Origin of the sequence: Micromonospora sp. CNB394, from assembly GCF_000374985.1 — a bacterium.
In the GTDB taxonomy this organism is placed as follows: Bacteria; Actinomycetota; Actinomycetes; order Mycobacteriales; family Micromonosporaceae; genus Micromonospora; species Micromonospora marina.
Window position 1 is genome coordinate 52,179 of record NZ_KB895852.1, and the last position, 24,613, is coordinate 76,791.

A 24,613-nucleotide genomic window follows, 5' to 3' on the forward strand; every position below is an offset into this window, starting at 1 on the left:
CGCCGGAGTCGATCGGATTCCGAACCGACCGAAGACCGGGCCAGGACGGTGTGATGGGTTCCCGCAGTACGAATCTCCGTACGAAGATCATCGCGCTGCTGGCGTCGCTGATCGCGCTCTGGGCGTTCGCCGCTTGGGTAACCGTACGGGACGGATTCAACCTGCTCGGCGTGCAGACGCTCAACGCGCGCGTCTTCGAGCCGAGCGACCCGCTGCTGCTGGAGTTGCAGGCCGAGCGCCGCCTGTCGCTGCGCTACCTCGGCGAGTCCGATCCGGGCCGGTTGCAGGAGCTGGAGGCTCAGCGCGCGCGTACCGACGAGGCCGCCGGCGCGCTGTGGCGCTCGGTGCGGGACTGGCGCACCGAGCTTCCCGCCAGCGAGGAGCTGATGAGCCGGCTCGACGAGCTGAAGACCGAGCTGGACCAGCTCGGTCAGGTACGCGCCGACGTCGGCCGCAAGACCATCGACCGGACCAGCACGCTGATCGCGTACGACGAGGCGGTCGACGGGATCTTCGCGGTCTTCGACGCCCTCGGCGGCCTCGACGACGACGAGATCGCCAAGGACACCGCCGCGCTCATCGACCTCAACCGGTCCCGGGAACTGCTGTCCCAACAGGACGCGCTGCTCACCGGCGCGATCGCCGCCAACCGGATCACAGTCGGCGAGCAGACCGCTTTCGCCCGCCTGGTCGGCGCGCAGTGGTTCCTCGCCGACCGCACCGCCCGGGAACTCGCCCCCGGCGACCGCGCCCGCTTCGACCGGATGGTCGAGGGCGACGCGTTCCAGCAGCTCCGCACGCTCCAGGACCAGGTGCTCGCGGCCAAGGGCGTCGAGGTGCGCCCGCCGGTGACCGCCGCCGCGTGGCAGGCCGCCGCCGTGAAGGCGATGGCCGACCTGCGGGAGGTGATCCTCGCCGGCGGTGAGGACATCGTCTCCCGGGCCACGCCGGTCGCCGTCGGCGTCATCGTGCGGCTGGTGCTCGCCGCCGGCCTCGGCCTGATCGCCGTCATCGCCTCCGTGGTCGTCTCGATCACCACGGCCCGGGCGCTCGTCCGCCAGCTCGAACGGCTGCGTGAGGCCGCCTTCAAGCTGGCCCACGAACGGCTGCCGAGCGTGGTGGAACGGCTGGGCCGCGGCGAGGAGGTGGACGTCGCCCGCGAGGCGCCACCCCTGCAGTTCGGCGACGACGAGATCGGCCAGGTGGGCAAGGCGTTCAACGTCGTCCAGGAGACCGCCGTCCGGACCGCCGTCGAGCAGGCCGAACTGCGCCGCAGTGTCCGCGACGTGTTCCTCAGCCTGGCCCGACGTACCCAGGCGCTCGTGCACCGGCAGTTGACGCTGCTGGACGCGATGGAGCGGCGGGAACACGACGCCGAGGAGCTGGAGGACCTGTTCCGGGTCGACCACCTGGCCACCCGGATGCGGCGCAACGCGGAGAACCTGATCGTGCTCTCCGGCTCGACGCCGGGCCGGGCCTGGCGGCGCAACGTGCCGATGGTCGACGTGGTCCGCGGCGCGGTCGCCGAGGTCGAGGACTACACCCGGGTCACCGTGCGCCCGCTCGGCGAGGTGTCGCTGACCGGCCGCGCCGTCGGTGACGTGATCCACCTGCTGGCCGAGCTGATTGAGAACGGACTCTCCTTCTCGCCGCCTCAGACCACAGTGGAGGTCCGCGGCCAGCTCGTCGCAAACGGCTTCGCCGTCGAGATCGAGGACCGCGGCCTCGGCATGAGCGCCGACGAACTGGCCGCCGCCAACGCACGCATCGTCGACCGGTCCGAGCTGAACCTCGCCGACGCGGCCCGGCTCGGCCTGTTCGTGGTCAGCCGGCTCACCGAGCGGCACGGCGTCAGGGTGCAGCTCAAGGAGTCCGCGTACGGCGGCACGACGGCAGTGGTGCTGATCCCGCGTGAACTGATCACCGCCGCCGGCGCCGCCGAGGCCGACGCCCTTCCCGCCCCCGGGACGGCAGTGCCCGCGACGCCCGCGCCGGACCCGGCACGGAGCACGCGCGAGGGCGACGGCGACAGGCCCGCGACCCCGTCCGGCCCGGACGACGGCGCCGAACCCGACCAGGCCGAGCCCACCCCGCAGGTGCCGGAGCCGATGGCGCAGGCGCCCCGGCTGACCCCTTCCGGGCTGCCCGCGCGTACCCGCAAGCGGCAGCCCGCGGTGGCCGGGCCCACCACGGAACTGGCAGTGGTGGAACGCCGCTCGGCCGCCCCGACGGACCCGGCAGCGGCGTCGCCGGCGGCGGAGCCGGAGACCGCGCCGGTCACCGACGCGGGGCTGCCGGTCCGGGTACGGCAGGCCAGCCTCGTGCCGGAGCTGCGGCACGACCAGACCGCGGCGGACGACGCCGCCGACGACACGGCGCGTGCACCGGAGCAGGTGCGCCGGATGATGAGCTCCTACCAGAGCGGTACGCGACGCGGCCGGACCGATGCCGCGCGCTTGCTCGGCGGAGCCCACGAGGCCGGCGGTGGGCCGGCCGACGCGGACGAGCAGGTTACCTGACCCGGACGTCGACGCGACGAAAACCGGAAGCTGACGGCACACCAGCCGGGAAGATGAGGACGACGAGTGGCGCAGAAGACGGCTTCGAGCGCGGATCTGACGTGGCTGCTGGATGACCTGGTCGGCCGGGTCAAGCAGGCGGAGCACGCCGTGGCGCTCTCCACCGACGGACTGTTGATGGCCTCGTCCCGCGGATTGAGCCGGGACGACGGCGAGCACCTGGCGGCCATGGCGGCGGGCATCCAGAGCCTGGCCCGTGGCGCGGGCAAGCGGTTCGGTGGCGGGCACGTGCAGCAGACCATCATCGAGATGCAGTCCTCCTTCCTGTTCGTCACCGCGGCCGGGCGCAACGCCTGCCTGGCGGTGCTGGCCTCGGAGGACGCGGACGTCGGCCTGATCGCGTACGAGATGGCCATGCTCGTCACCCGGGTCGGCCGGTTCGTCGCGTCACCGACCCGAGAACAGCCCGTCGGCGAGAACGCGGCACGATGACCGGCCGGGGGGACTCCGCGGAGCAGGAGTGGGTGGACGACCACGCCGGCCCGGTGGTGCGCCCGTACGCGGTCACCGGAGGCCGGGCCCGCCCGGTCACCGGCACGTTCGACCTGATCTCGCTGGTCACCTCGACCCGCACCGATGTCGGGTCGGAGTCCGGGCTGGGCCCGGAGCACGTGGCGATCGTCGGCCTCTGCCAGCGGATCCTCTCCGTGGCCGAGATCGCCGCCCATCTCGACCTGCCGGTGGGCACGGTCCGGGTCCTCCTCGGAGACCTGGCCGCCCGCAGCCTGGTACAGGTACGCGAGCCGCGCGCGACCACCGCCGGCCTTCCCGACGAGCACGTTTTCGAGGCGGTAATCAATGGACTACGGGCGCTCTGAGCGGCCGACGGGCGCCGCGCCGCTGCCCACCGCGATCAAGGTCCTGATCGCGGGCGGGTTCGGCGTCGGCAAGACCACGATGGTCGGCGCGGTCAGCGAGACCCGGCCGCTGCGCACCGAGGAGGTGCTGACCGAGACCGGGATCGGCATCGACGACCTGTCCGGCATCGAGGAGAAGTCGACCACCACGGTGGCGATGGACTTCGGCCGCATCACCATCAGCGACGACCTCGTGCTCTACCTGTTCGGCACGCCCGGGCAGGACCGGTTCTGGTTCGTCTGGGACGAGCTGGCGCTCGGCGCGCTCGGTGCGGTGGTCCTCGCCGACACCCGGCGGCTGGCCGACTGCTTCCCGTCGATCGACTACTTCGAGGGGCGCGGCACGCCCTTCGTGGTGGCGGTGAACTGCTTCGAGGGCGCCAGGCAGTTCCGCCTGGACGAGGTGCAGGCCGCGCTCGACCTGGACCCGGGCGTCCCCGTGGTGCTGTGCGACGCGCGCAAGCGGGAGTCGGCCAAGGAGGTGCTGATCACGCTGCTGGAGCACGCCATGAAGCTGCGTGAGGCGCGCCGCCGCGCCGCCGAGGACTGAGCGGTCACACGTCGACGGGGGACTGGGGATGACCGAGGTGACGGTCCGGGCGATGACCCCGGAGGAGTTCGACAGCTGGCAGGACGAGCTGGCCGCCGGCTACGCGCAGGAGCACGTGGCCGCCGGCAACTGGACTGCGGAGGAGGCGCTCGACCGCGCCCGGCGGGAGAGCGCCGCCTTCCTGCCGCAGGGCATGGCCACGCCCGGCATGCTCTTCCTGCTCGGCGCGCTGGCCGACGGTTCGCCGGTGGGACGCCTCTGGATCGGCCTCAACCACCCGCGCGGTGTCGCGGGCTGCGCCTTCCTCTACGACATCGAGGTGGCCGCCGAGCATCGGGGCCGCGGCCTCGGGCGGGCGCTGCTCGCGGCCGGGGAGCGGGCGGCCCGGGAGCACGGCGCGGAGGCGCTCGAACTGAACGTGTTCGGCGCCAACGAGACAGCACGCCGGCTGTACGAGACGTCCGGCTACCGCGTCGTCACCCAGCAGATGCGCAAGGACCTGCCCGCCTGACGCCGCTACAGCCGGGTGGCGGTCCGGACCAGCGCGGCCAGCGCCCGCGAGCGGCTGTGCGGTGGCCAGGCGATCACGGTGGTCACCGCCGGCGCGTCCGGCACCGGCACGGCGGTCAGGTCGGCGAGCAGCAGCGACCGCGCCGACTCCGGCAGCACCGCCACGGTACGGCCGAGCGCGATGAGCTGGAGCAGCTGAGCCGGATCGCGGACCTCCGGGCCCGGACCGGGCGGATACGACCCGTCGGGCCGGGGCCAGCGCGGCATGGGCAGGTCGGGCAGCGTCTCCAGATCCGCCGTCCGCAGGTGCGGCAGCCGGGCCAGCGGATGCCCGGCCGGCAGGATCGCCACCTGCTGCTCGGTGACCAGTTCCTCGCTGTCCAGACCGGTGGTCGAGTCGAACGGCAGGTGCAGCAACGCCACGTCGGCCCGCCCGTCACGCAGCAGCCGTTCCTGCTCGCCGATGCCGCAGAGCAGGACCTCGACGGGGACGGCGTCGGGCTCGGCCGCGTACGCGTCGAGCAGTTTCGCCAGCAGTTCGCTCGACGCCCCCGCCTTGGTCGTCAGCACCAGCCCCGCGCCGCCGTCGGCGGCCTGACCCGCGCGGCGGGTACGGCGGCCGGCGGCGTCCACGGCGTCGAGGGCGGCCCGGCCCTCCCGCAGCAGCACCGCCCCGGCCGCGGTCAGCGCGACGCGGCGGCTGTCCCGTTCCAGCAGCGTCACGCCGAGGCGCCGTTCGAGCTGCCGGATCGCCCGCGACAGCGGCGGCTGGGCGATGCCCAGGCGCTGCGCGGCGCGGCCGAAGTGCAGCTCCTCGGCGACCGCGACGAAGTAGCGAAGCTCCCGCGTCTCCATCCCACGACCGTACCCGCGGCGATACCGCCTGGGTATCGATCGCTACCGGGACGGTGTTGGAGGCCCGCTCGCCGCGCGGACAGGATCGAGCCCATGAGCGAACGGACGATCGCGCTGGTGACCGGCGCGAACAAGGGGATCGGGTACGAGATCGCGGCCGGTCTGGGCGCGCTCGGCATGCGGGTGGGCGTCGGCGCCCGGGACGAGCAGCGGCTCGCGGACGCGGTGGCGAAGCTGCGCGCGGGCGGCGTGGACGCGTTCGGCGTACCGCTGGACGTGACCGACGACGCGAGCGTTGCCGCCGCCGCCCGGCTGCTGGAGACGGAGGCCGGCGGCCTGGACGTGCTCGTCAACAACGCGGGTGTGACCGGTGGCGTGCCCCAGCACCCGGGGGACGTCGACCTGGCGACCATCCGGGTCGCCGTCGAGGTGAACGTGATCGGCGTGGTCCGGGTGACCGAGGCGATGCTGCCGCTGCTGCGCCGCTCGGTCTCGCCGCGGATCGTCAACGTCTCCAGCGGCGTCGGCTCGCTGACCCGGCAGAGCGCCTCCACCGGCGAGAACCAGACCGGTCCGCTGTCGGTGGCGTACGCGCCGTCGAAGAGCATGCTCAACGCGGTGACCATCCAGTACGCGCGGGCGCTGGCGGACACGAGGATCCTGGTCAACGCCGCCTGCCCCGGCTTCACCGCGACCGACCTGAACGGCTTCCGGGGCGTACGGACCCCGCAGCAGGGCGCGGCGATCGGCATCCGGCTAGCCACGCTGCCGGACGACGGGCCGACCGGCGGCTACTTCGAGGACGCGGGCGCGATCCCGTGGTGAGGGTGCAGGACCTCGTATGTGGTGCCGGGTGCCGGGTGCCGGTGGGAATCGGTGGCAGCGTAACGCGAGCGTCCGACAGGCGTGCCATCATCGGCGCGTGGCCACGGAGTTCCGGCACCTCAGCATCCACATCGACCGCCCGGTCGCGGAGGTCTACGCCTTCGCCGCCGACCCGGCGAACCTGACCCGCTGGGCGCCGGGTCTCGGCGGTTCGGTCGTCTTCGACGAGGGCCACTGGTTCGTGGACACCCCGCAGGGGCGGGCGCGGCTGACGTTCGCGCCGGCCAACGAGTACGGCGTGCTCGACCACGAGGTGCTGACGCCCTCCGGTGAGACGGTGTACGTGCCGCTGCGTGCCATCGCCGACGGTGACGCCACCGAGGTGGTGTTCAGCCTGCGGCGGCAGCCCGGCATGAGCGACGCGGACTTCGACCGGGACACCGCACTGGTCGGGGCCGACCTGGCCCGGCTCAAGGCAGTGCTGGAGAGCGTCGCCGGCTGAGAGGCGCGCGTGGTCAGTCCGGCGTCCCTGTCCGCACCGCCGCCCGGATGATGGCGCCGAGGCCCTCCTCGAACAGCAGGTCGTCGTCCCATCGGGTGTCGTCGAGATGGCCGGAGGCGCTCAGCGTCGGATAGGTTTCGGCGCTCGCGGCGATGTGGTCGCGGGCTGCGGCTCTCATGTCCGGGTCCGCGGTCCGGCGCCACGTGGCCTCCGTGAGCGAGGCGCCGATGACGTAGTTGGCCAGCATTCTCGTGGCGACCGCGAGGTGAAGACCGCGGCAGCCACCGCGCACGAGCGCCGACTGGAGGAACTCGGTACGCGCCAGGACGTTGGGCCCGAGCATCGGACGTCCGATCAGCTTCGGTGCCCAGGGATGGCGCAGCATGGCGTCGCGCCAGGCCCGAATGAGGACGCGAACGTCCTCCGTCCAGTCGTCGCCGTCGTCCGGAACCGGCACGTCGCCGAAGATGTGGTCGACGGCCAGGTCCAGGACGTCGTCTTTCGTCTTCACGTGCCAGTAGAGCGCGGTGGCGGTCACGTCGAGCCGTTGGGCGAGACAACGCATCGTCAGACCCTCGATGCCCTGCTCGTCCAGCACCGACACCGCGAGTTCCACGATGCGTTCGAGGGTCAGTGGTGGCTTGCGCCGCACTCGCGGCGGCTCTGCCCGCAGCCACACCGGTGCCGCCGGCGCACCGGGCTCGGTCGCGGTCACGGAGCCATTATAGTTCACTGGACAGGCAATTTAACAAGGATAATCTGGTTGAACAGACGAAAGGCCAGCCTCCCAGTGGGCAAGGAGGGTGCCATGCCCCTACTGCGGATCCACCTCGACAGCGACTCCACCACCGCACGCCGCGTCCTGCAGACGCATCGCGAGGGCGGTGTCCATCACGAGTCGCGGGAAGCGGCCCGGGAACAGGTGTGGCGCCAGGGCCGCACCCCGGCCGGTGACCCGGTCTTCGTCGGCATCACCAACGGCCGCCGCAACGTGCAACTGCTCTACGACGTCGAGGTCTACTCCGACACCGTCTCGTGAGGACTCGCCTCGGTGGCCTCGAAGCCGTGACGAAGGGACCGGGACCACGATGACTGCTGATCCGCCGCCCGCAACCGAACGACTGACCTTCGCCGAGATGACCGTCGACTACCTCGACGACATGACCGCCATGCTCGGCGACCCGGTCGTGATGCGCTACTACCCGCGACCGAGGATCCGGACGGAGGCCCTGGACTGGATCCGCTGGAACGAGGGCCTCTACCGCGGCCACGGCTTCGGACTGTGGGTGCTCAGGTCACGGGCGACAGGCGAGTTCGTCGGCGACTGCGGTCTCACTCCGCAGCCGGTGGACGGGGTGATGGAGGTCGAAGTCGGTTACCACCTGCGGACCGCGACGCAGGGTCACGGGTACGCCACGGAGGCGGCGGCCGCGTGTCGCGACCACGCGCGCGACCGGCTGGGCGTCGACCGCCTCGTCGCGATCATCCACCCCGACAACACGCCCTCGCAGCGGGTCGCGGAGCGGATCGGGCTGAGCTTCGAGCGTGCGACCACGTCCGGATCGGGGGATCCGGTGCACGTGTACGCCGCGCGGCTGGCCTGACCGGGCTCAGCGGCGGATCGACGTCACGAACCGGGTCCACGCGGCCGGGGTGGTGAGCACCGGCCCGGCCGGGTCCTTCGAGTCGCGGACACCGACCACACCGGACAGGTTGCCGGCGACCTCGACGCAGTTGCCGCCGCTGCGGATGCTCTTGCGCCACCGGGCGCCGCTCAGGTCCATGCCGCCGCCACTTCCCTCAGCAGTTCCAGGGTCCGTGCGCGAGGCAGCGCCTCGCCCCGGATGCGTTCCGGCTGCGCTGTGGATGTAAGGAAGGGCCCCTTTTTAATAACAGACGTCTGTTAAAAAGGGGCCCTTCCTTACATCCAGGGTCAGCTGGCGATCATGCGGCGCAGCACGTACTGCAGGATGCCGCCGTGCCGGTAGTAGTCCGCCTCACCCGGGGTGTCGATGCGGACCACGGCGTCGAACTCCACGCCGGTGTCGGTGGTGACCTTGACCGTGCGCGGGGTGTCGCCGTCGTTCAGCGCGGTGACGCCGCTGATCGAGAACGTCTCGGTGCCGGTCAGGCCCAGCGACTCGGCGGTCTCGCCGCCCGGGAACTGCAGCGGCAGCACGCCCATGCCGATCAGGTTCGAGCGGTGGATCCGCTCGTACGACTCGGCGATGACCGCCTTCACGCCCAGCAGCATGGTGCCCTTTGCGGCCCAGTCCCGCGACGAGCCGGAGCCGTACTCCTTGCCGGCCAGGATGACCAGCGGGACGCCCGCCTCCTGGTAGGCCATCGAGGCGTCGTAGATCGAGGTCTGCTCGCCGGTCAGGTGGTTGACCGTGAAGCCGCCCTCCACGCCCGGGACGAGCTGGTTGCGCAGCCGGATGTTGGCGAACGTGCCCCGGATCATCACCTCGTGGTTGCCCCGTCGGGAGCCGTACGAGTTGAACTCGTGCCGGGCCACGCCGTGCTCGGCCAGGTACTTGCCGGCGGGGGAGTCCGCCTTGATCGAACCGGCCGGGGAGATGTGGTCGGTGGTCACCGAGTCGCCCAGCTTGGCCAGGACGCGCGCGTCGGCGATGTCCTGGACCGGGGTCGGCTCCTGCTGCATGCCCTCGAAGTACGGGGGCTTGCGCACGTAGGTCGACTCGCCGTCCCAGGAGAACGTGTCACCGGTCGGGGTCGGCAGCGACTGCCAGCGCTCGTCACCGGCGAACACGTCGGCGTACGCGGCGCTGAAGCCGGTCGCGCCGATCGCCGAGGCGATGACGTCCTGGATCTCGGCGCTGTTCGGCCAGATCTCCCGCAGGAACACCGGGTTGCCCTCGGCGTCGGAGCCGATCGGCTCGTTTGCGAGGTCGATGTCCATCGTGCCGGCGAGCGCGTACGCGACCACCAGCGGCGGGGACGCCAGGTAGTTCATCTTGACGTCCGGGTTGATCCGGCCCTCGAAGTTGCGGTTGCCGGACAGCACCGACACGACCGCCAGGTCGCCCTCGTTGACCGCGGCGGAGACCTCCTCCGGCAGCGGGCCGGAGTTGCCGATGCAGGTGGTGCAGCCGTAGCCGACCAGGTTGAAGCCGAGCTTCTCCAGGTACGGGGTCAGGCCGGCGCGGTCGTAGTAGTCCATGACGACCTTCGACCCCGGCGCGAGAGTGGTCTTCACCCACGGCTTGCGGGCCAGGCCCTTGTCCACCGCGTTGCGGGCCAGCAGCGCCGCCCCGATCATCACCTGCGGGTTCGAGGTGTTGGTGCAGGAGGTGATCGCGGCGATCACCACGGCGCCGTGGTCCAGCTCGTACTCGACGCCGTCGGCGCCGGTCACGCGTACCGGATTGCTGGCCCGGCCGCCCGCGCCCACCGCGGCGGTCTCCAGGTCGCGCGGCGCGTCGGCCGGGTCGTTGACGCCGTTGGCGGGGGCGTCGCTGGCCGGGAAGGACTCGGCGGACGCCTCGTCGGCCGGGCCGTCGGCGCCGAACGGCTTCTCCTGCTGCGGCACGCCCGGCTTGCGGCCCGGGTCGCCACCGGTCTCGTCGGCGGCCACGTAGTCGCTGAGTGCGGCGCGGAACAGCGTCTTGGCGCTGCCCAGCGGCACCCGGTCCTGCGGGCGCTTCGGGCCGGCCAGCGACGGCTCGATGGTGCCGAGGTCCAGCTCCAGGCGCTCGGAGTACTCCGGCTCGCGCTCCGGGTCGTGCCAGAGGCCCTGCTCCTTGGCGTACGCCTCGACCAGCGCCACCTGAGACGCGTCGCGGCCGGTCAGCTCCAGGTAGCGGACGGTCTCGGCGTCGATCGGGAAGATCGCCACGGTCGAGCCGTACTCCGGCGACATGTTGCCGATGGTGGCGCGGTTGGCCAGCGGCACCGCGCTCACGCCGGGGCCGTAGAACTCGACGAACTTGCCGACCACGCCGTGCTTGCGCAGCATCTCGGTGATGGTCAGCACCAGGTCGGTGGCGGTGGTGCCGGCCGGCATCTCACCGGAGAGCTTGAAGCCGACCACGCGGGGGATCAGCATGCTGACCGGCTGGCCGAGCATCGCGGCCTCGGCCTCGATGCCGCCGACGCCCCAGCCCAGCACGCCCAGGCCGTTGACCATGGTGGTGTGCGAGTCGGTGCCGACGACCGTGTCCGGGTATGCCTGACCGCCCCGCTCCATGATCGTACGAGCCAGGTACTCGATGTTGACCTGGTGCACGATGCCGGTGCCCGGCGGGACGACCTTGAACTCGTTGAACGCGGTCTGGCCCCAGCGCAGGAACTGGTAGCGCTCCTTGTTGCGCTCGTACTCCAGCTCGACGTTGCGCTCGAACGCGTCCTCGCGGCCGAACAGGTCGGCGATGACCGAGTGGTCGATGACCAGCTCGGCCGGAGCGAGAGGGTTGACCTTGGTGGCGTCACCGCCGAGGTCGCGTACCGCCTCGCGCATGGTGGCCAGGTCGACCACGCAGGGCACGCCGGTGAAGTCCTGCATCAGCACCCGGGCCGGGGTGAACTGGATCTCCACGCTCGGGTCGGCGGTGGCGTCCCACGCGCCGAGCTGCTGGATGTGGTCGGCGGTGATGTTCGCGCCGTCCTCGGTCCGCAGCAGGTTCTCCAGCAGGATCTTCAAGCTGTAGGGCAGCCGCTCGTGGCCCTCCACCTTGTCGATCCTGAAAATCTCGTAGCTCGCGTCTCCGACGCGTAGCTGGGTCTTCGCACCGAAGGTGTCGAGGCTCGCCACGTCGTACTCCTTCACACCAGCGACCGTGAGTAGTCCTGAGCAGTTTGTCGCACCGACCGGGGCGCTGCCGTGCTTAGGCAACACTTACCTGCGTCGGTCTCTACAAAACCGTACGTCCGTCTTGCTATCCGCGCAACCTCGTGCCACGCTGCGGGACGAGGAGGTGCCATGATGATCCATCACGTCCTGCTCGCCTGCCCCCGCAGCTCCGAGGATGTCTCCCGCTCCTTCTACACCGGCCTGCTCGGGTTCACCGAGAAGCCCAAACCCCCGGCCCTCGCCGCCCGCGGCGGTTGCTGGTTCACCGGGTACGACGCCGAACTGCACCTGGGCGTCGAGGACGACTTCCGCCCGGCCCGCAAGGCGCACCCCGCGTTGCTGCGCCCCGACCTGGACGAGCTGGCCGCCCGCCTGGACGCCGCCGGACACACCGTGACCTGGGGCGACGACGAGATTCCCGGCATGCGGCGGTTCCACACGTACGACCCGCACGGCAACCGGCTGGAGTTCTTGGCCCCCGCCGGGTGACCGGGCGCGGGTAGGGTCGGCGGGTGGGCGACGTACAGCACTGGCTCGCCGCGCTCCCGCCGGCCCTGATCTGCCTGCTCGTGGACGGCGTGATCGGCGTGGAAAGCATGGGCATCCCGCTGCCCGGCGAGATCGTGCTGGTCAGCGCCGCGTTGCTCGCCGCCACCGGCGCCGTTGGGCCCGAATGGTGACCGCCGCCGCGGCGACCGGCGCCATCCTCGGCGACTCCATCGGGTACGCCGTGGGCCGCCGAGGTGGCCGCCCCTTGCTGGAACGGCTCGGACGGCGCTTCCCGAAACACCTCGGCCCGGCACACCTGGCCCGCGCCGAGCTGAGCTTTGCCCGGCACGGCGTCTGGGCGGTGTTCTTCGGGCGGTTCGTCGCGCTGCTGTGCATCCTCGGAGGGCCGCTCGCCGGGGCGCTGCGCGTGCCGTACCGCCGGTTCCTGGTCGCCAACGCGGCAGGCGGGCTGGTGTGCGCGTTCGGCACCACCTACCTGCTGTTCTATCTCGGGCAGGCCGCCGAGCACTGGCTCAAGGACATCTCCTGGGCCGGGCTGGTGCTGGCCGTGCTGGCCGGCGTGGTCAGCACCGCGTGGCTGCGCCGCCGCGCCAAGCGCCTGTACGTGTCCGAGCCCTCCGACCAGCCCGCCCCGGTCCCCGCCGCCGACCGCTGACGGTTACCCGAGCGCACCCGAGGATCAGGCGTCTCCCGCACATCACCCTCCAGTTCGTCGCAGCGCCTTCCCTCGCCCCCTCGCGCCGACCCGCCCTCGCCCTGGCTCGCCCCTGCCCTGGCTCGCCTCGTCCGTTAATCAAGGAGTTTGTGTCCTGTAACGGCTCCCGCAGTGACACAAACTCCTTGATCACCGACGCGGATCGGGGCGAGCGGGTGGGCAGGGCGGAACCGCCGGGCCGGGTGCGGGGTGAACGGGGAGCGCGCGATGCCGGGCGCTGCCCTGCCCGTCGATCATGAAGTTGGCGGGTGTTTGGTGCTCGATATGTCCCTGTTGACTTCATGATCGACGCGATCGGGGCGGTGGGGTTGGGTGTTCGGTGCGCTGCTCGTGGGTGCCCCTGGGTTGGTCGAGATCTTGGTAGGAAACGGCCCTCATAGGGGCCGTTTCCTACCAAGATCTTTGTACGTTCCGCCTTGCGGACGGCGATCCTGGGAAGTGGGCGGTGGGCGGGTGCAGACGGGGTGCTGGTGGCGGCGACCCGGGCGGCGACCGCGTACAGGTCGTCCGGGCTCGCCACGGTGAGCCGGGGGACCGCGGCCAGCACGCCCGCCTCGGCGAGCAGCGCACCGTAGCCCCGGTAGAGCGGCCAGTCCCGCGCGTCGGGGGCCTCGGGCGGTCCCGGTACGCCGTGCACGACGACGACCGCGGGACGCCGGCCGCCACCCGCGACTGTCCGGTCAGGACGACGACGAGGCCTTGGCGTGCCGTTCGCGCAGCCGGTCCCGGATCTCCTCCGGCGTGTACGCCCGGCGCCGCCGCTCGGCCCGCGCCACCACCACCCCGGTCGCCGCGACGCCGGCGAGACCCGCGAGACCGAGTACCTTCCACCACCGCATCCGTTGCCGCATCCGCATAGGGTAGTCCTCCATGAGCATCAGCCTGGACGAGGCCGTGGAGCTGACCCGCACCGGCGATCTGTGGGTGTTCCGCGGACGCAGCGTGCCCGACCGGGCCATCCAGCTCACCACGAACAGTCCGGTCAACCACGTGGGCATGGCCGTGGTGCTCGACGACATGCCGCCGCTGATGTGGCACGCCGAGCTGGGACGTTCGCTGCCGGACATGTGGACCGGCACCCACCAGCGCGGCGTGCAGCTGCACGACCTGCGGGACGCGGTCTGCGTCTGGGCCAACCGGTACGGCCAGCGGGGCTGGCTGCGCCAGCTCGAACCACCGGCCGACGCGGCGATGGAGGAGGCGGTGCTGCGTACCGTGGCCCGTCTGGACGGGACGCCGTTCCCGTCCACCGCACAGCTCGCCTGGCGGTGGGCCCGGGGCCGGCTCCCGCACCCGCGCCGACTGAGCCTCGGCGGCCTCCGGGGCGGGACCGGCGAAACCAGCGGGACCGGCGAAACCAGCAGGGAGAACGCCGCGGCGCTGGAGACGGCGTACTGCGCCGAGGTGGTCGCGGTGACCTACGAGGCGATGGGCCTGCTGCCTGAGGGGCGGCGGCCCAACTGGTACGACCCGGGCCGGTTCTGGAGCGGCGACGACCTGGCCCTCAGCGGCGGCGCGCACCTCGGTGCCGAGATCGAGGTGCGGATCCCGCCGCGCTGAGGAAGGTTTGCCGCCGGGGTGGGCCGGTAATGAGGAGCGTCGTGACGGCCTCCACCGACCTCGACACGCTCTCCGACTTCTTCGACCGGTACGGCGTGGCGCTGACCACCGCCGACGTGCCGGCCATCGCCAGCTGCTACGCCCTGCCCGGGCTGGTGGTCGCCGACACCTACAGCTTCTCGTTCACCTCGCCCGCGGCGGTGGCGCTCAGTTTCGTCGGTGCCGCGCCGGACTACCAGGAGCGGGAACTCGTCGCCGCGAACGCGCAGATCGAGGACGTGCAGCAGATCTCGGCTCTGCTCACCGAGGTGGCGGTGCGCTGGGAGTTCCTGGACAGCCAGGGCGGCGCGGTGCCCGGCGAGCGCTACCGCTATCTGCTGCGCACCACCGAGGAGGGTCCGGTCATCTGCACCGTCATCCGTACCGCCTGATCGTGGTGGTGCGGCGGCCGGGCCGCGTGGCCGGCCGCCGCACCACGGGCGTCAGCGGTGGTGGGCGCCGGCCCAGCGGTCGGCCTCGGGGGCCGGGTGCAGGCCGGGCTCGTGCAGGCCCTCCTCGGTGACCTGGCCGATCCGGCGGTACGTCTCCGGCCGGCTGGTGCGCAGGATCGCGCCCCAGATCAGGCCGACCACGCCCGCCGCCACCGGGATCGCCGGCAGCAGCCACTTCAGGTAGCTCGCGGTGCCGGGGGCGAGCAGCGCGTCGAAGTTGAACAGCAGCACCAGCAGCACGGCGGTGAGCAGGACCGTCCCGAGCGCCGGGGCGATCGCCCGCTGCCAGGCGCTCTCCGGGCCGGAACGGCCCCGGAAGAAGCCCACCACGGAGGCGGAGGTGAGCGTCATCAGCAGCACGACGCCGACCGCGGCCGCGCCGGACAGCCAGGTGAACAGGTCGATGACCGGGTCGCGGCCGGTCATCGCGAATGCCAGGAACACCACCACTGCCAGCACGCTCTGCACCAGCGAGCCCGCGACCGGGGCGCCGCTGCGGCTGGAGGTGGCGCCGAGGAATTGCGGCAGCACCCGCTCCCGGCCCAGCGCGAACAGGTAACGCGCCACGCCGTTGTGGAACGACAGCAGGGCGGCGAGGACGCTGGTGATGAACAGGACGTTGGCGATGTCGGCGACGACGACACCGGTGTACTGCTCGAGCGCGCCGAAGATGATGCCCGGTCCCGCCTCGGCACTGGCCGCCGGGGCGTTCTCCGGGCCGGTGAGCACGGTGAGCGCCCAGGCGGAGAACGCGTAGAACAGGCCGGTGAACGCGACGGCGATGTAGGTGGCCCGGGCCACCGTGCGACGCGGGTCCTTGACCTCCTCGCTGTAGATGGCGCCGCTTTCGAAACCGGTGAAGGAGGCGATGGTGAATGCGAGCACCGCCCCGAAGCCGGCGCCGAACAGGTGCCCGGGGCTGATGCCGGTGGCGGTGACGGTGCCGCCGTCCGGGTTGGCGAAGGCGACCAGGTCGAAGATCAGCACGACCACGCACTCGAGAACGAGCAGCACGGCGAGGACGGTGGCGTTGAGGTCGATGCGCAACATGCCGAGCGCGCCGATGAACACCCAGGCCAGCAGCGCCCAGACCCACCAGTCGAGACTGATGCCGGTCTTGGCGTCCATGAAGTCGCCCAGGATCGCGCCGAGCAGGCCGTACAGACCGATCTGGATCGCGTTGTACGCCGCGAGTGCGACCGCCGAGCCGGCCACCCCGCCGGCCCGGCCGAGGCCGTTGGCGATGTACGCGTAGAACGCGCCGGCGTTGGCGACGTACCGGCTCATCGCGGCGTAGCCGGTGGCGAAGACGGCGAGTACGGCGGCGAGGAGCACGTATCCGAGCGCGGCGCCGATGTTGCCGCTGACCGCGTACATGGTGGTGACGCCACCGCCGAGAACGGTCAGCGGGGCTGACGCGGCGACGGTGAAGAAGACGAGGTGGGCGGTGCCGAGACGACCGCGGCGCAGCCCACCGTCGGAGAAGAACGGATCGGAGGACAAGGCTTCTCCAGTGGAGGGGATGAGGGGTTTGATGTGTCTACTTCGGAACAACCTGAAGCAGGGTATTGGTGATCACTGATCGTGACAACCCCGCTTCGATATCGATTGGGACGCGCGTGATCTACCGGAATTGAGCTGTGCGTGGTCATGCCGTACCGTCCCGTGTCGACGATCACGGCCACCGTTCGAGGATGGACCATGACCTACCCCGGGGCGCAGGCCACATACCGGCTTGCGGATGCGCTGTTCCTTATCGGACACGACGAGTTCACCGGCAAGCCACATGTCGCCGTCGACCGGCTGGAGTGCGGGCTGGCCGGTGCCGCGCTCGCCGAGCTGATGTTCGAGGGCCGGATCGCCCTCGACGGAGGGGGGATCGCCGCTGTCGACCCGCGGCTGTGGCAGGAGCCGCTCACCGACCTGCTGATCACCGAGATCCTGCGCCGCGAGGGGGCGCATCCGGCCCGGCTGTGGATCCGCTACCTGCGGACCCAGCTCAACATCAACGAACGCGTGGGCACCCGGCTGGTCACCGCCGGCGTGCTCCGGCGCGAGCAGGGCAAGCTGATCGGCCGGACGGTGCGCTGGCCGGCCATCGACCCGAACCAGGCGGCCTCACCGCGGGTGCGGCTGACCGCGATGCTGATGCACTCGTCCCCGGCCGAACTGGACCCGGGCACGCTGCTGCTGGCGACCCTCGCCGAGGCGGTCGGGCTGGCCGCGCACATCTTCGATCCGCAGGTGGCCGCGCGGATGCGCGACTGCCGCCGGTTCCTGCCGGCTCAGCTCGAAGGGCTGCTCGCCGCCGTCGTGGGCGCGCTCGACGTCACCACCACGACGGTACGGCGATGACGTCCCGCCCCGGGCGCAGCCGGGGCGGGACGGTTCGCGATCAGGCCGGGTCGCGCCACATCGGGTAGAGGCTGGGGCCCTCCGGCAGGTCCAGCGTGATCGGGCGGCGCCGGAATCCGAGCCGCTCGTACAGCGCGGCGTTGCGGGGCGTGCTCGCCTCCAGGTACGCGGCGGTGCCGGCCTGATCCAGCTCGGCCAGCTTGTTACGCAGCAGCGCCGAGCCGACGCCCTTGCCGTGATGGTCCGGGTGCACCGCGATGAAGGGCAGGTACCAGTGCGGCTCGGTCGGGTGCCGGGCGCTCATCATCTCGTCCAGCACGCCGAACCGCTTCATGGCCTCCGTGCCGATCGCGGCCTCCATGCCGTCGAACTCGTCGCCCTCGTCGGCGTCGTGTCCTTCGCCGGTGGGTAGCCAGAGCGTGGCGCCCAGACCGTCGCCGGCGACGTGCACCTCGCCGGTGCGCAGCGCCAGCGCGACGAACGGCCCGAAGAAGCCGGGATGGACCCGGGCGCGGTGGTCGTCGGCCGGGAAGATCCAGCCGCTCACCGGATCCCGCATGAACGCCTCGGCGAGGATCGCGGTCACGACGGCGGCGTCCGCCGTGGATGCCCGCCGGATACTGTCCTGCCACTCAGTCACTTGCCAACCGTCCTGCCGGCTCGACGAGCCATTGTGGTCATTGATCGGCGTGCAAGGTATCAGGTGTCCACGCCCGTGCGGCAGGGGTCGGTCGCCGTCGTTCGCCGTGATCCGGTCCGTCTGGCTACGCTGGCCCGGACCACGACAGGAGGACCATGTCCCGCTCGCGTCGTCCCGGCCCGCAGCCCGGGGCCGCCATGACCTCGTCCCCCTGGATCCTCGTCGCCGCGGGCGTCGTCGTGATGGTGGTCCTGCTGGTGGTGGCGCTCGGTTCGGTGCGGGGCCGGCGTACGTTCCCGGCGGCCGGTCCGGCGGATCCGGTGATGTCGCTGCCGCAGGTCCCGATGACGCCCACGGCGGTCACCGCCACCGGCCCGTCGCCGGTGTCCGCCACCGCTGCGGTGGTGCCGGGCCTGTCGCCCCGGTCCACTGTGCTGCCCGCCCGGCCGACGCCGACCGCGCCGACTCCCGGTCCCCGGGGCGTGACCCGGCCGGCTCCGTCCCCGCCGCCTCCCGCGCCGCCGTCGGCGGTGACCGGCCGGTACAGCGTGCCGAACGCCTTCGACGGCGGCTTCATCGGCGAGGTGCTGCTGGTCAACACCGCGGGTACGCCCCACGGCTGGACGGTGCGCGCCGAGTTTCCCGGCGGCCGGCTGGTCACCGCCTGGGTCGAGGGCGCCGAGCAGGGCGTGTTCGACTTCACCGACGGCGTGTTCACCTACCGGAGCGGTTTCGACCTGGCGCCCGGGCAGTCCGTGCCGGTGCGGTTCCACATCGAGCGGGCCGGCACCCGGCCGGTGAGCTGCACCGTCGACGGCTCGCCCTGCGCCGGGCGGTAGATCCGGCGCCCCGGGCCGGGGCCACTGTGTGCGTTTTCTCTTGCAAGGTGTCTGCTTTGTTGCGGCAGGGTTTGCAAGGTATTGCAGAATGTTTCGGCAAGGGCTAGCGTGCGGGCGAATCAGCGACCAGAGAAAGGCCGTCGATGAAACCCCCGCCGATATCCCCCAAGCCGCTGCTCGCGCTGGTCACCTCCCTCGTACTCACTCTCGTCGGCGTGCCGGTGGCCCTCCACCAGCTCGGCACCGACGCCACCGCCCCGGCCGCCACCCCCGACGTCCTGGCCGCCGGCAACGCTCCGCAGTGGAACCGCGAGCCGTCCCCCGACGCGCTGCTCAAGGCCGGCACCAGCACCGAGAAGGCCGAGCAGTTCTACTTCGTCCTGCCGGACCGGTTCGCCAACGGCGACAAGCGCAACGACACCGGTGGCCTGAAAGGCGACCGGCTCACCACCGGCCTCGACCCGGCCGACAAGGGCTTCTACCACGGTGGCGACCTCAAGGGCCTGATCGACCGGATGGACTACATCCAGGGTCTCGGCACCACCGCCATCTGGCTCGCGCCGATCTTCAAGAACCGGCCGGTGCAGGGCACCGGCGCGGACGTCTCGGCCGGCTACCACGGCTACTGGATCACCGACTTCACCCAGGTCGACCCGCACTTCGGCACCAACGCCGAGCTGAAGAAGCTGGTCGACCTGGCGCACCGCCGGGGGATCAAGGTCTACCTCGACATCATCGTCAACCACACCGCCGACGTCATCCGGTACGCCGAGGACAGGTACGGCTACGTGGACAAGAAGACCGCCCCCTACCGCGACGCGCAGGGGCGGCCCTTCGAGGACCGCAACTACGCCGACGGCACCCGGCGGTTCCCGGCGGTGAACTCGACGTCGTTCCCGTACACCCCGGTGTTCGCCACCCCGGCCGACGCCAAGGTCAAGGTGCCGGCGTGGCTCAACGACCCGACCATGTACCACAACCGCGGTGACTCCACCTTCGCCGGGGAGAACAGCGAGTACGGCGACTTCTTCGGCCTCGACGACCTGTGGACCGAGCGTCCCGAGGTGGTCCGCGGCATGACCGACATCTACGCCCAGTGGATCGGCAAGGCCGGCGTGGACGGGTTCCGCCTCGACACGGTCAAGCACGCCAACCTCGACTTCTGGCCGCAGTTCGCCCGTGGCATCGACGCCGCCGCCGCGAAGGCCGGCAAGAAGGACTTCTTCATGTTCGGCGAGGTCTACAGCGCCGAGCCGGAGATCCAGTCCAGCTACGTGCGGCAGGGCGGGCTGCCCGCCACGCTCGACTTCTCGTTCCAGGAGGCGGCACGCGGCTTCGCCGCCGCCGACGGCTCGGCCAGGGCGCTCGCCGACGTCTACGCCAAGGACGACCTGTACTCCGCTCGGGACACGAACGCCAACCGGCTCACCACGTTCCTGGGCAACCACGACATGGGCCGGATCGGCTCGTTCGTCGCCGCCGCCGGCGGGGACGACGCCACCCAGCTGAACCGCAGCCGACTCGCCCACCAGCTGATGTTCCTCACCCGCGGCCAGCCGGTCGTCTACTCCGGCGACGAGCAGGGCTTCACCGGGCCGGGCGGCGACAAGGACGCGCGGCAGGACATGTTCGCCTCGCGGACCGCCGACTACCTCGACGACGACCTGATCGGCACCAGCCGTACCCACGCCGTCGACCAGTACGACACCCGCCACCCGCTCTACCGGACCATCGCCGAGCTGGGCGAGCTGCGGACGGCGCACCCGGCGCTGCGCGACGGCGTGCAGGTGACCCGGTACGCCGCCGACGAACCGGGCGTCTTCGCGTTCTCCCGCGTCCTGCCCGCCGACCGGATCGAGTACGTCGCAGCGGTGAACAACGCCGCGACGCCGCAGACTGTCACCGTGGACACCTGGTCGGCCGGCACCCGCTTCACCGGCGTGTACGGCGGCGCCGCGGGCGCGACGGCCGGCGCGGACGGCACGCTGAGCGTCACCGTGCCGGCCATGTCGGCGGTGGTACTGAAGGCCGACCGGGCGATCCCGCAGGCCGGGGCGCCGAAGATCACGATCACCGAGCCCGGCGACGACCCGGTCCCCGGCAAGGCCGCCGTCGCCGCCCAGGTGACCGGCGATCCGCTCGCCACCGTCACGTTCGCCGCCCGGGTCGCGGGCGGCAGGTGGACGCTGCTGGGCACCGCCCACCGCGCGCCGTACACCGTGCGCCACGACCTGACCGGCCTGCCCGGCGGCACCCGGGTGGAGTACAAGGCGGTGGTCCGCGACGGCAACGGCCGTACCGCCACCGCCCGCGCCACCGGCACCGTCGGCACCCCGGCGCAGGGCGCGTCGCGGGACTGGGCGATCGTGCACTACCAGCGCCCGGCCGGCGGGTACGACGACTGGCGGCTGTACGCCTGGGGCGACATCGACCCGGCGTACGTGACCGAATGGCCCGCCGGGCAGCCGTTCGCCGGTGCGGACTCGTACGGCCGGTTCGCCTGGGTCAAACTCAAGCCCGGCGCGAAGACAGTCGGCTTCCTCGTCGTCGACGCCGACGGCAACAAGGACGTCGCCGCCGACCGCACCATCGACGTGACCGCGACCGGTGAGGTATGGGTCAAGCAGGGCGACCCGGCGCTCTACCCGACGCGGCAGGCCGCCACCGGTGAGCCCGACCCGCCAGCGGACCAGGACACGGCGCTGATCCACTGGCGCAAGGCCGACGGGAACTACGACGGCTGGGGCCTGCACCTGTGGGACGGCGCGGCCACCCCGACCGACTGGGCCGCCCCGCTCGAACCGGAGAAGATCGACGCGTACGGCGCTGTCTTCCGGGTGCCCCTCGCCGCCGGGGCGACCGGGCTGAGCTACATCATCCACCGAGGCGACGAGAAGGATCAGCCCGAGGACCAGCGGCTCGACTTCGCCTCCGCCGGACGCGAGGTGTGGCTCCTGGCCGGCGTCAAGGGACGGCTGCTGCCGACCACCACGTCCGGCGCCGCCAAGGACCTCGACCTGACAAAGCAGAAGGCGCAGTGGATCGACAGGTCCACAGTCGCCTGGGCCACCGGGCCGACCGACGGGCGGCGGTACGCGCTCGCCGTCGCCCCGGCCGGCGGGATCGGCCTCGCCGACGGCGAGCTGACCGGCACGTACACCACCATCGGACTGCGGGCGCAGCGCAACGGGCTGACCGAGGCGCAACGGCAGGCGTACCCCCATCTCTGGGCCTCACACGCCTTCACGCTGGACCGCGCCGACCTGGCCCGGGTGCCGGCGGCGCTGCGCGGCCAGCTCGTGGTCACCGAGCGGGACGCCGAGGGCGCGCTGCTCGCCGCCACCGGCGTGCAGATCCCCGGCGTGCTCGACGACGTCTACGCGGCGGCGACCGGCGCGAAGCTCGGCCCGACATTCGCCGGCCGCGTGCCCACCCTGGCGGTGTGGGCGCCGACCGCGCGGACCGTGTCGCTGGAGCTGTTCGACTCGCCCACGGCACAGCCGGCCACCGTGGCGATGCGCCGCGACGACCGCACCGGCGTCTGGTCGGTACGCGGTACGAAGGCGTGGAACGGCCGCTACTACCGCTACCGGGTGCAGGCGTGGCAGCCCGCCACGCAGAAGATGGTCACCGCGTCGGTGACCGACCCGTACTCGGTGGCGCTCGCGCCGAACTCCACGCACAGCCAGATCGTCGACCTGGCCGACCCGTCGCTCGCGCCGGCCGGCTGGGCGAACCTGCGCAAACCGGCCGCGCCGCCGGCCTCGAAGGTCCAGATCTCCGAGCTGTCGGTGCGGGACTTCTCCATCGCCGACACCACGGTCCCCGCCGAACGGCGCGGCACCTACCTGGCGTTCACCGACCCGGGCACGGCGGGCATGAAGCACCTGCGGGCGCTCGGCGACGCCGGGGTCAACCACCTGCACCTGCTGCCGGCCTTCGACTTCGCCACCATTCCGGAGAAGCGGGCCGACCAGGCGCGGCCGGACTGCGACCTGGCCGCGCTGCCGCCGGACTCCGACGAGCAGCAGAGGTGCGTCGCGGCGGTGGCCGGCACCGACGGCTACAACTGGGGGTACGACCCGCTGCACTACACGGTGCCCGAGGGTGGGTACGCCGTCGACCCGAACGGCGCGAAGCGCACCACCGAGTTCCGCCGGATGGTCGCCGGCGTGAACAAGGCCGGCCTGCGGGTGGTCATGGACGTGGTCTACAACCACACCTCGGCCGCCGGCGCCGACGCGAAGTCGGTGCTCGACCAGGTGGTGCCGGGCTACTATCACCGGCTGCTGGAGGACGGAACCGTCGCCAACTCCACCTGCTGCGCCAACACCGCCCCGGAGCACGCCATGATGGGCAAGCTCGTGGTGGACTCGCTGGTGACCTGGGCCAAGGCGTACAAGGTCGACGGGTTCCGGTTCGACCTGATGGGCCACCACCCGAAGGCGAACATCCTGGCCGTACGGGCCGCGCTGAACAAGCTCACGCCCGCCCGCGACGGCGTGGACGGCCGGAGGATCCTGCTGTACGGCGAGGGCTGGAACTTCGGCGAGGTCGCCGACGACGCCCGGTTCACGCAGGCCACTCAGGCCAACATGGCCGGCACCGGCGTCGGCACGTTCAACGACCGGCTCCGCGACGCGGTGCGCGGCGGCGGCCCGTTCGACGCCAACCCGCGGGTCCAGGGCTTCGCCTCCGGCCTTTACACCGACCCCAACGGCGACGAGGTGAACGGTTCGGCCGCCGAGCAGCGGGCCCGGCTGCTGCACCAGCACGACCTGATCAAGGTGGGTCTGACCGGGAACCTGCGCGGCTACCGGTTCACCGACTCCAGCGGCAAGCGGGTCACCGGCGCGCAGGTCGACTACAACGGCGCCCCGGCCGGGTACACGGCAGCACCGGGCGAGGCGGTCACCTACGTCGACGCGCACGACAACGAGATCCTGTACGACGCGCTGGCGTACAAGCTGCCGCAGGGGACCTCGGCGCAGGACCGGGCCCGGATGCAGGTGCTCGCGCTGGCGACCACGGCGCTCGGGCAGGGTGCCGGATTCGTGACCACCGGCTCGGAGCGGCTGCGCTCGAAGTCGCTGGACCGCAACTCGTACAACTCCGGTGACTGGTTCAACCAGATCCGCTGGGACTGCGCCCAGGGCAACGGGTTCGGCGCCGGCCTGCCGCCGGAGGCCGACAACAAGGACAAGTGGCAGTACGCGAAGCCGCTGCTGGCCGACCCGGAGCTGGTGCCGGACTGCGCCGCGGTCGAGCTGGCCGACGCCCGGTACGCGGAGCTGCTGCGCGTCCGGCGGTCCTCGCCGGTGTTCGGGCTCGACACCGCCGAGCAGGTGCAGAAGCGGGTGGCGTTCCCGCTGTCCGGGACGAAGGAGACCCCGGGCGTGCTCACCATGACCCTCGACGCGCGAGGGCTGGACGGGAAGTGGAAGTCGGTGACTGTCGTCTTCAACGCCACCCCGGAGACGGCGAAGCAGACAGTCACCGGGCTGCGCGGGGCGAACGTGGCACTGCATCCGGTGCTGCGGAACTCGGCCGACCCGGCGCTGCGTACCGCGTCGTTCGACCGCGCCGCCGGCACGTTCACCGTGCCCGCGCGCAGTGTGGCGGTGTTCGTCCAGAGCTGACCGCACAGCCGACCGGCCCCCTGCCACGTCTCGTGGCAGGGGGCCGGTCGCGTACCGGTGGCCCGTCAGGTCAGTTGAAGCAGTCCTCGACGGTGTTGGCGCAGTTGGTGGGGTCGTTGTTGCTGATGAGGGACTTGTCGTCGAGCTTGACGCGTCCTTCGTTGTTGAGGACGCCGCCGGCGACCCGGTGGAGCTTGCTGGAGTCGGTGGCGGTGTTCTTGGTGACGTGGGTCTTGGTCAGGGTGATCTTCGCCTTGTTGTTGAAGATGCCGCCGCCGTTGAGGGCGGTGTTGCCCTTGACCAGGGTGTCGCGGATGGTGAGGGTGGCGTTGTGGTCCTCGTCGCGTTCGCGGGGGACGAAGCCGTCCTCGAT

The 24,613-nt window shown here is 71.7% G+C and carries 24 protein-coding genes and 1 pseudogene; 17 read left to right on the forward strand and 8 right to left on the reverse strand.

What is annotated here, in order from left to right; translation table 11 throughout:
* The first annotated feature begins 53 nt into the window (after positions 1-53).
* From C569_RS0123845 to C569_RS0123865, 5 genes are all read left to right on the forward strand, one after another.
* Positions 54-2,519, forward strand: a complete 2,466-nt coding sequence (locus C569_RS0123845; RefSeq protein WP_018788259.1) for a nitrate- and nitrite sensing domain-containing protein — start codon at positions 54-56, stop codon at positions 2,517-2,519.
* A gap of 66 nt (positions 2,520-2,585) precedes the next feature.
* Positions 2,586-3,011, forward strand: a complete 426-nt coding sequence (locus C569_RS0123850) for a roadblock/LC7 domain-containing protein (protein ID WP_018788260.1) — start codon at positions 2,586-2,588, stop codon at positions 3,009-3,011.
* Positions 3,008-3,397 (forward strand): DUF742 domain-containing protein, encoded by a 390-nt coding sequence (locus C569_RS0123855; RefSeq protein ID WP_013287416.1) that lies wholly within the window; start codon positions 3,008-3,010, stop codon positions 3,395-3,397. The genes C569_RS0123850 and C569_RS0123855 overlap by 4 nt, the downstream gene beginning before the upstream one ends.
* A complete protein-coding gene (locus C569_RS0123860) occupies positions 3,378-3,986 on the forward strand; it encodes an ATP/GTP-binding protein (protein WP_018788261.1) in 609 nt (202 codons plus the stop codon). Before C569_RS0123855 ends, C569_RS0123860 begins: the two co-directional genes overlap by 20 nt.
* Before the next feature lie 28 nt (positions 3,987-4,014).
* Entirely contained in the window at positions 4,015-4,497 is a 483-nt protein-coding gene (locus tag C569_RS0123865; RefSeq protein WP_018788262.1) for a GNAT family N-acetyltransferase, read from the forward strand.
* Positions 4,498-4,502: 5 nt separating this feature from the next.
* Here the strand turns inward: C569_RS0123865 and C569_RS0123870 are convergent, their stop codons facing one another.
* A complete protein-coding gene (locus tag C569_RS0123870; RefSeq protein WP_018788263.1) occupies positions 4,503-5,351 on the reverse strand; it encodes a LysR family transcriptional regulator in 849 nt (282 codons plus the stop codon).
* 93 nt (positions 5,352-5,444) lie between these two features.
* Here C569_RS0123870 and C569_RS0123875 point away from each other — a divergent pair, with 93 nt between their 5' ends.
* The gene (locus C569_RS0123875; protein WP_018788264.1) at positions 5,445-6,176 is read left to right on the forward strand and encodes an SDR family oxidoreductase; all 732 of its coding nucleotides are present in this window, start codon (positions 5,445-5,447) and stop codon (positions 6,174-6,176) included.
* 97 nt (positions 6,177-6,273) lie between these two features.
* Positions 6,274-6,678: an SRPBCC family protein gene (locus C569_RS0123880; RefSeq protein WP_018788265.1), complete on the forward strand. Its 405-nt coding sequence runs from the start codon at positions 6,274-6,276 to the stop codon at positions 6,676-6,678.
* Between the two features lie 13 nt (positions 6,679-6,691).
* Here C569_RS0123880 and C569_RS0123885 read toward each other — a convergent pair whose 3' ends face one another.
* The gene (locus tag C569_RS0123885; RefSeq protein WP_018788266.1) at positions 6,692-7,393 is read right to left on the reverse strand and encodes a TetR/AcrR family transcriptional regulator; all 702 of its coding nucleotides are present in this window, start codon (positions 7,391-7,393) and stop codon (positions 6,692-6,694) included.
* 93 nt (positions 7,394-7,486) lie between these two features.
* Between C569_RS0123885 and C569_RS0123890 the strand changes: the two genes are divergently transcribed.
* Together C569_RS0123890 and C569_RS0123895 are read left to right on the forward strand one after the other, a co-directional pair.
* Complete coding sequence (locus C569_RS0123890; protein ID WP_026268574.1) at positions 7,487-7,717, forward strand: hypothetical protein; 231 nt, start codon at positions 7,487-7,489, stop codon at positions 7,715-7,717.
* A gap of 49 nt (positions 7,718-7,766) precedes the next feature.
* Complete coding sequence (locus C569_RS0123895; protein WP_018788268.1) at positions 7,767-8,282, forward strand: GNAT family N-acetyltransferase; 516 nt, start codon at positions 7,767-7,769, stop codon at positions 8,280-8,282.
* A gap of 6 nt (positions 8,283-8,288) precedes the next feature.
* Here the strand turns inward: C569_RS0123895 and C569_RS32610 are convergent, their stop codons facing one another.
* Positions 8,289-8,462 (reverse strand): DUF397 domain-containing protein, encoded by a 174-nt coding sequence (locus tag C569_RS32610; protein ID WP_018788269.1) that lies wholly within the window; start codon positions 8,460-8,462, stop codon positions 8,289-8,291.
* A 149-nt stretch (positions 8,463-8,611) separates the two neighbouring features.
* Positions 8,612-11,467 (reverse strand): aconitate hydratase, encoded by a 2,856-nt coding sequence (locus tag C569_RS0123905; RefSeq protein WP_018788270.1) that lies wholly within the window; start codon positions 11,465-11,467, stop codon positions 8,612-8,614.
* A 156-nt stretch (positions 11,468-11,623) separates the two neighbouring features.
* Here C569_RS0123905 and C569_RS0123910 point away from each other — a divergent pair, with 156 nt between their 5' ends.
* From C569_RS0123910 to C569_RS30940, 3 genes are read left to right on the forward strand one after another with little or no spacing between them, the layout of a single operon-like run.
* Positions 11,624-11,980 carry a VOC family protein gene (locus C569_RS0123910; RefSeq protein ID WP_026268575.1) on the forward strand — a complete coding sequence of 119 codons (357 nt, stop codon included), beginning with the start codon at positions 11,624-11,626 and terminating at the stop codon, positions 11,978-11,980.
* A gap of 23 nt (positions 11,981-12,003) precedes the next feature.
* The gene (locus tag C569_RS34530; protein WP_231394877.1) at positions 12,004-12,171 is read left to right on the forward strand and encodes a hypothetical protein; all 168 of its coding nucleotides are present in this window, start codon (positions 12,004-12,006) and stop codon (positions 12,169-12,171) included.
* Positions 12,168-12,656, forward strand: coding sequence for a DedA family protein (locus C569_RS30940; RefSeq protein WP_231394878.1), 489 nt, complete (start codon positions 12,168-12,170; stop codon positions 12,654-12,656). Before C569_RS34530 ends, C569_RS30940 begins: the two co-directional genes overlap by 4 nt.
* 740 nt (positions 12,657-13,396) lie before the next feature.
* Here the strand turns inward: C569_RS30940 and C569_RS33365 are convergent.
* Positions 13,397-13,588, reverse strand: coding sequence for a hypothetical protein (locus tag C569_RS33365; RefSeq protein ID WP_139135452.1), 192 nt, complete (start codon positions 13,586-13,588; stop codon positions 13,397-13,399).
* Between C569_RS33365 and C569_RS0123925 the strand changes: the two genes are divergently transcribed.
* Positions 13,587-14,276 (forward strand): hypothetical protein, encoded by a 690-nt coding sequence (locus tag C569_RS0123925; RefSeq protein WP_018788272.1) that lies wholly within the window; start codon positions 13,587-13,589, stop codon positions 14,274-14,276. The two genes, C569_RS33365 and C569_RS0123925, sit on opposite strands and share 2 nt — an antisense overlap.
* Before the next feature lie 41 nt (positions 14,277-14,317).
* Entirely contained in the window at positions 14,318-14,707 is a 390-nt protein-coding gene (locus C569_RS0123930; protein ID WP_018788273.1) for a hypothetical protein, read from the forward strand.
* A gap of 51 nt (positions 14,708-14,758) precedes the next feature.
* Here the strand turns inward: C569_RS0123930 and C569_RS0123935 are convergent, their stop codons facing one another.
* Positions 14,759-16,270: an APC family permease gene (locus C569_RS0123935; RefSeq protein WP_018788274.1), complete on the reverse strand. Its 1,512-nt coding sequence runs from the start codon at positions 16,268-16,270 to the stop codon at positions 14,759-14,761.
* A gap of 198 nt (positions 16,271-16,468) precedes the next feature.
* On the opposite strand from C569_RS0123935, the gene C569_RS0123940 reads away from it, so the two are divergent.
* Positions 16,469-17,122 carry a GPP34 family phosphoprotein gene (locus tag C569_RS0123940; RefSeq protein ID WP_018788275.1) on the forward strand — a complete coding sequence of 218 codons (654 nt, stop codon included), beginning with the start codon at positions 16,469-16,471 and terminating at the stop codon, positions 17,120-17,122.
* A 40-nt stretch (positions 17,123-17,162) separates the two neighbouring features.
* Here C569_RS0123940 and C569_RS0123945 read toward each other — a convergent pair whose 3' ends face one another.
* Positions 17,163-17,762 carry a GNAT family N-acetyltransferase gene (locus C569_RS0123945; protein WP_018788276.1) on the reverse strand — a complete coding sequence of 200 codons (600 nt, stop codon included), beginning with the start codon at positions 17,760-17,762 and terminating at the stop codon, positions 17,163-17,165.
* Between the two features lie 155 nt (positions 17,763-17,917).
* Here C569_RS0123945 and C569_RS0123950 point away from each other — a divergent pair, with 155 nt between their 5' ends.
* The gene (locus C569_RS0123950) at positions 17,918-18,601 is read left to right on the forward strand and encodes a cellulose binding domain-containing protein (RefSeq protein ID WP_026268576.1); all 684 of its coding nucleotides are present in this window, start codon (positions 17,918-17,920) and stop codon (positions 18,599-18,601) included.
* Between the two features lie 143 nt (positions 18,602-18,744).
* The gene (gene pulA, locus C569_RS0123955; protein WP_018788278.1) at positions 18,745-24,240 is read left to right on the forward strand and encodes a pullulanase-type alpha-1,6-glucosidase; all 5,496 of its coding nucleotides are present in this window, start codon (positions 18,745-18,747) and stop codon (positions 24,238-24,240) included.
* A gap of 70 nt (positions 24,241-24,310) precedes the next feature.
* Here the strand turns inward: pulA and C569_RS0123960 are convergent.
* Positions 24,311-24,613, reverse strand: a pseudogene (locus C569_RS0123960) (hypothetical protein); the annotation flags it as partial.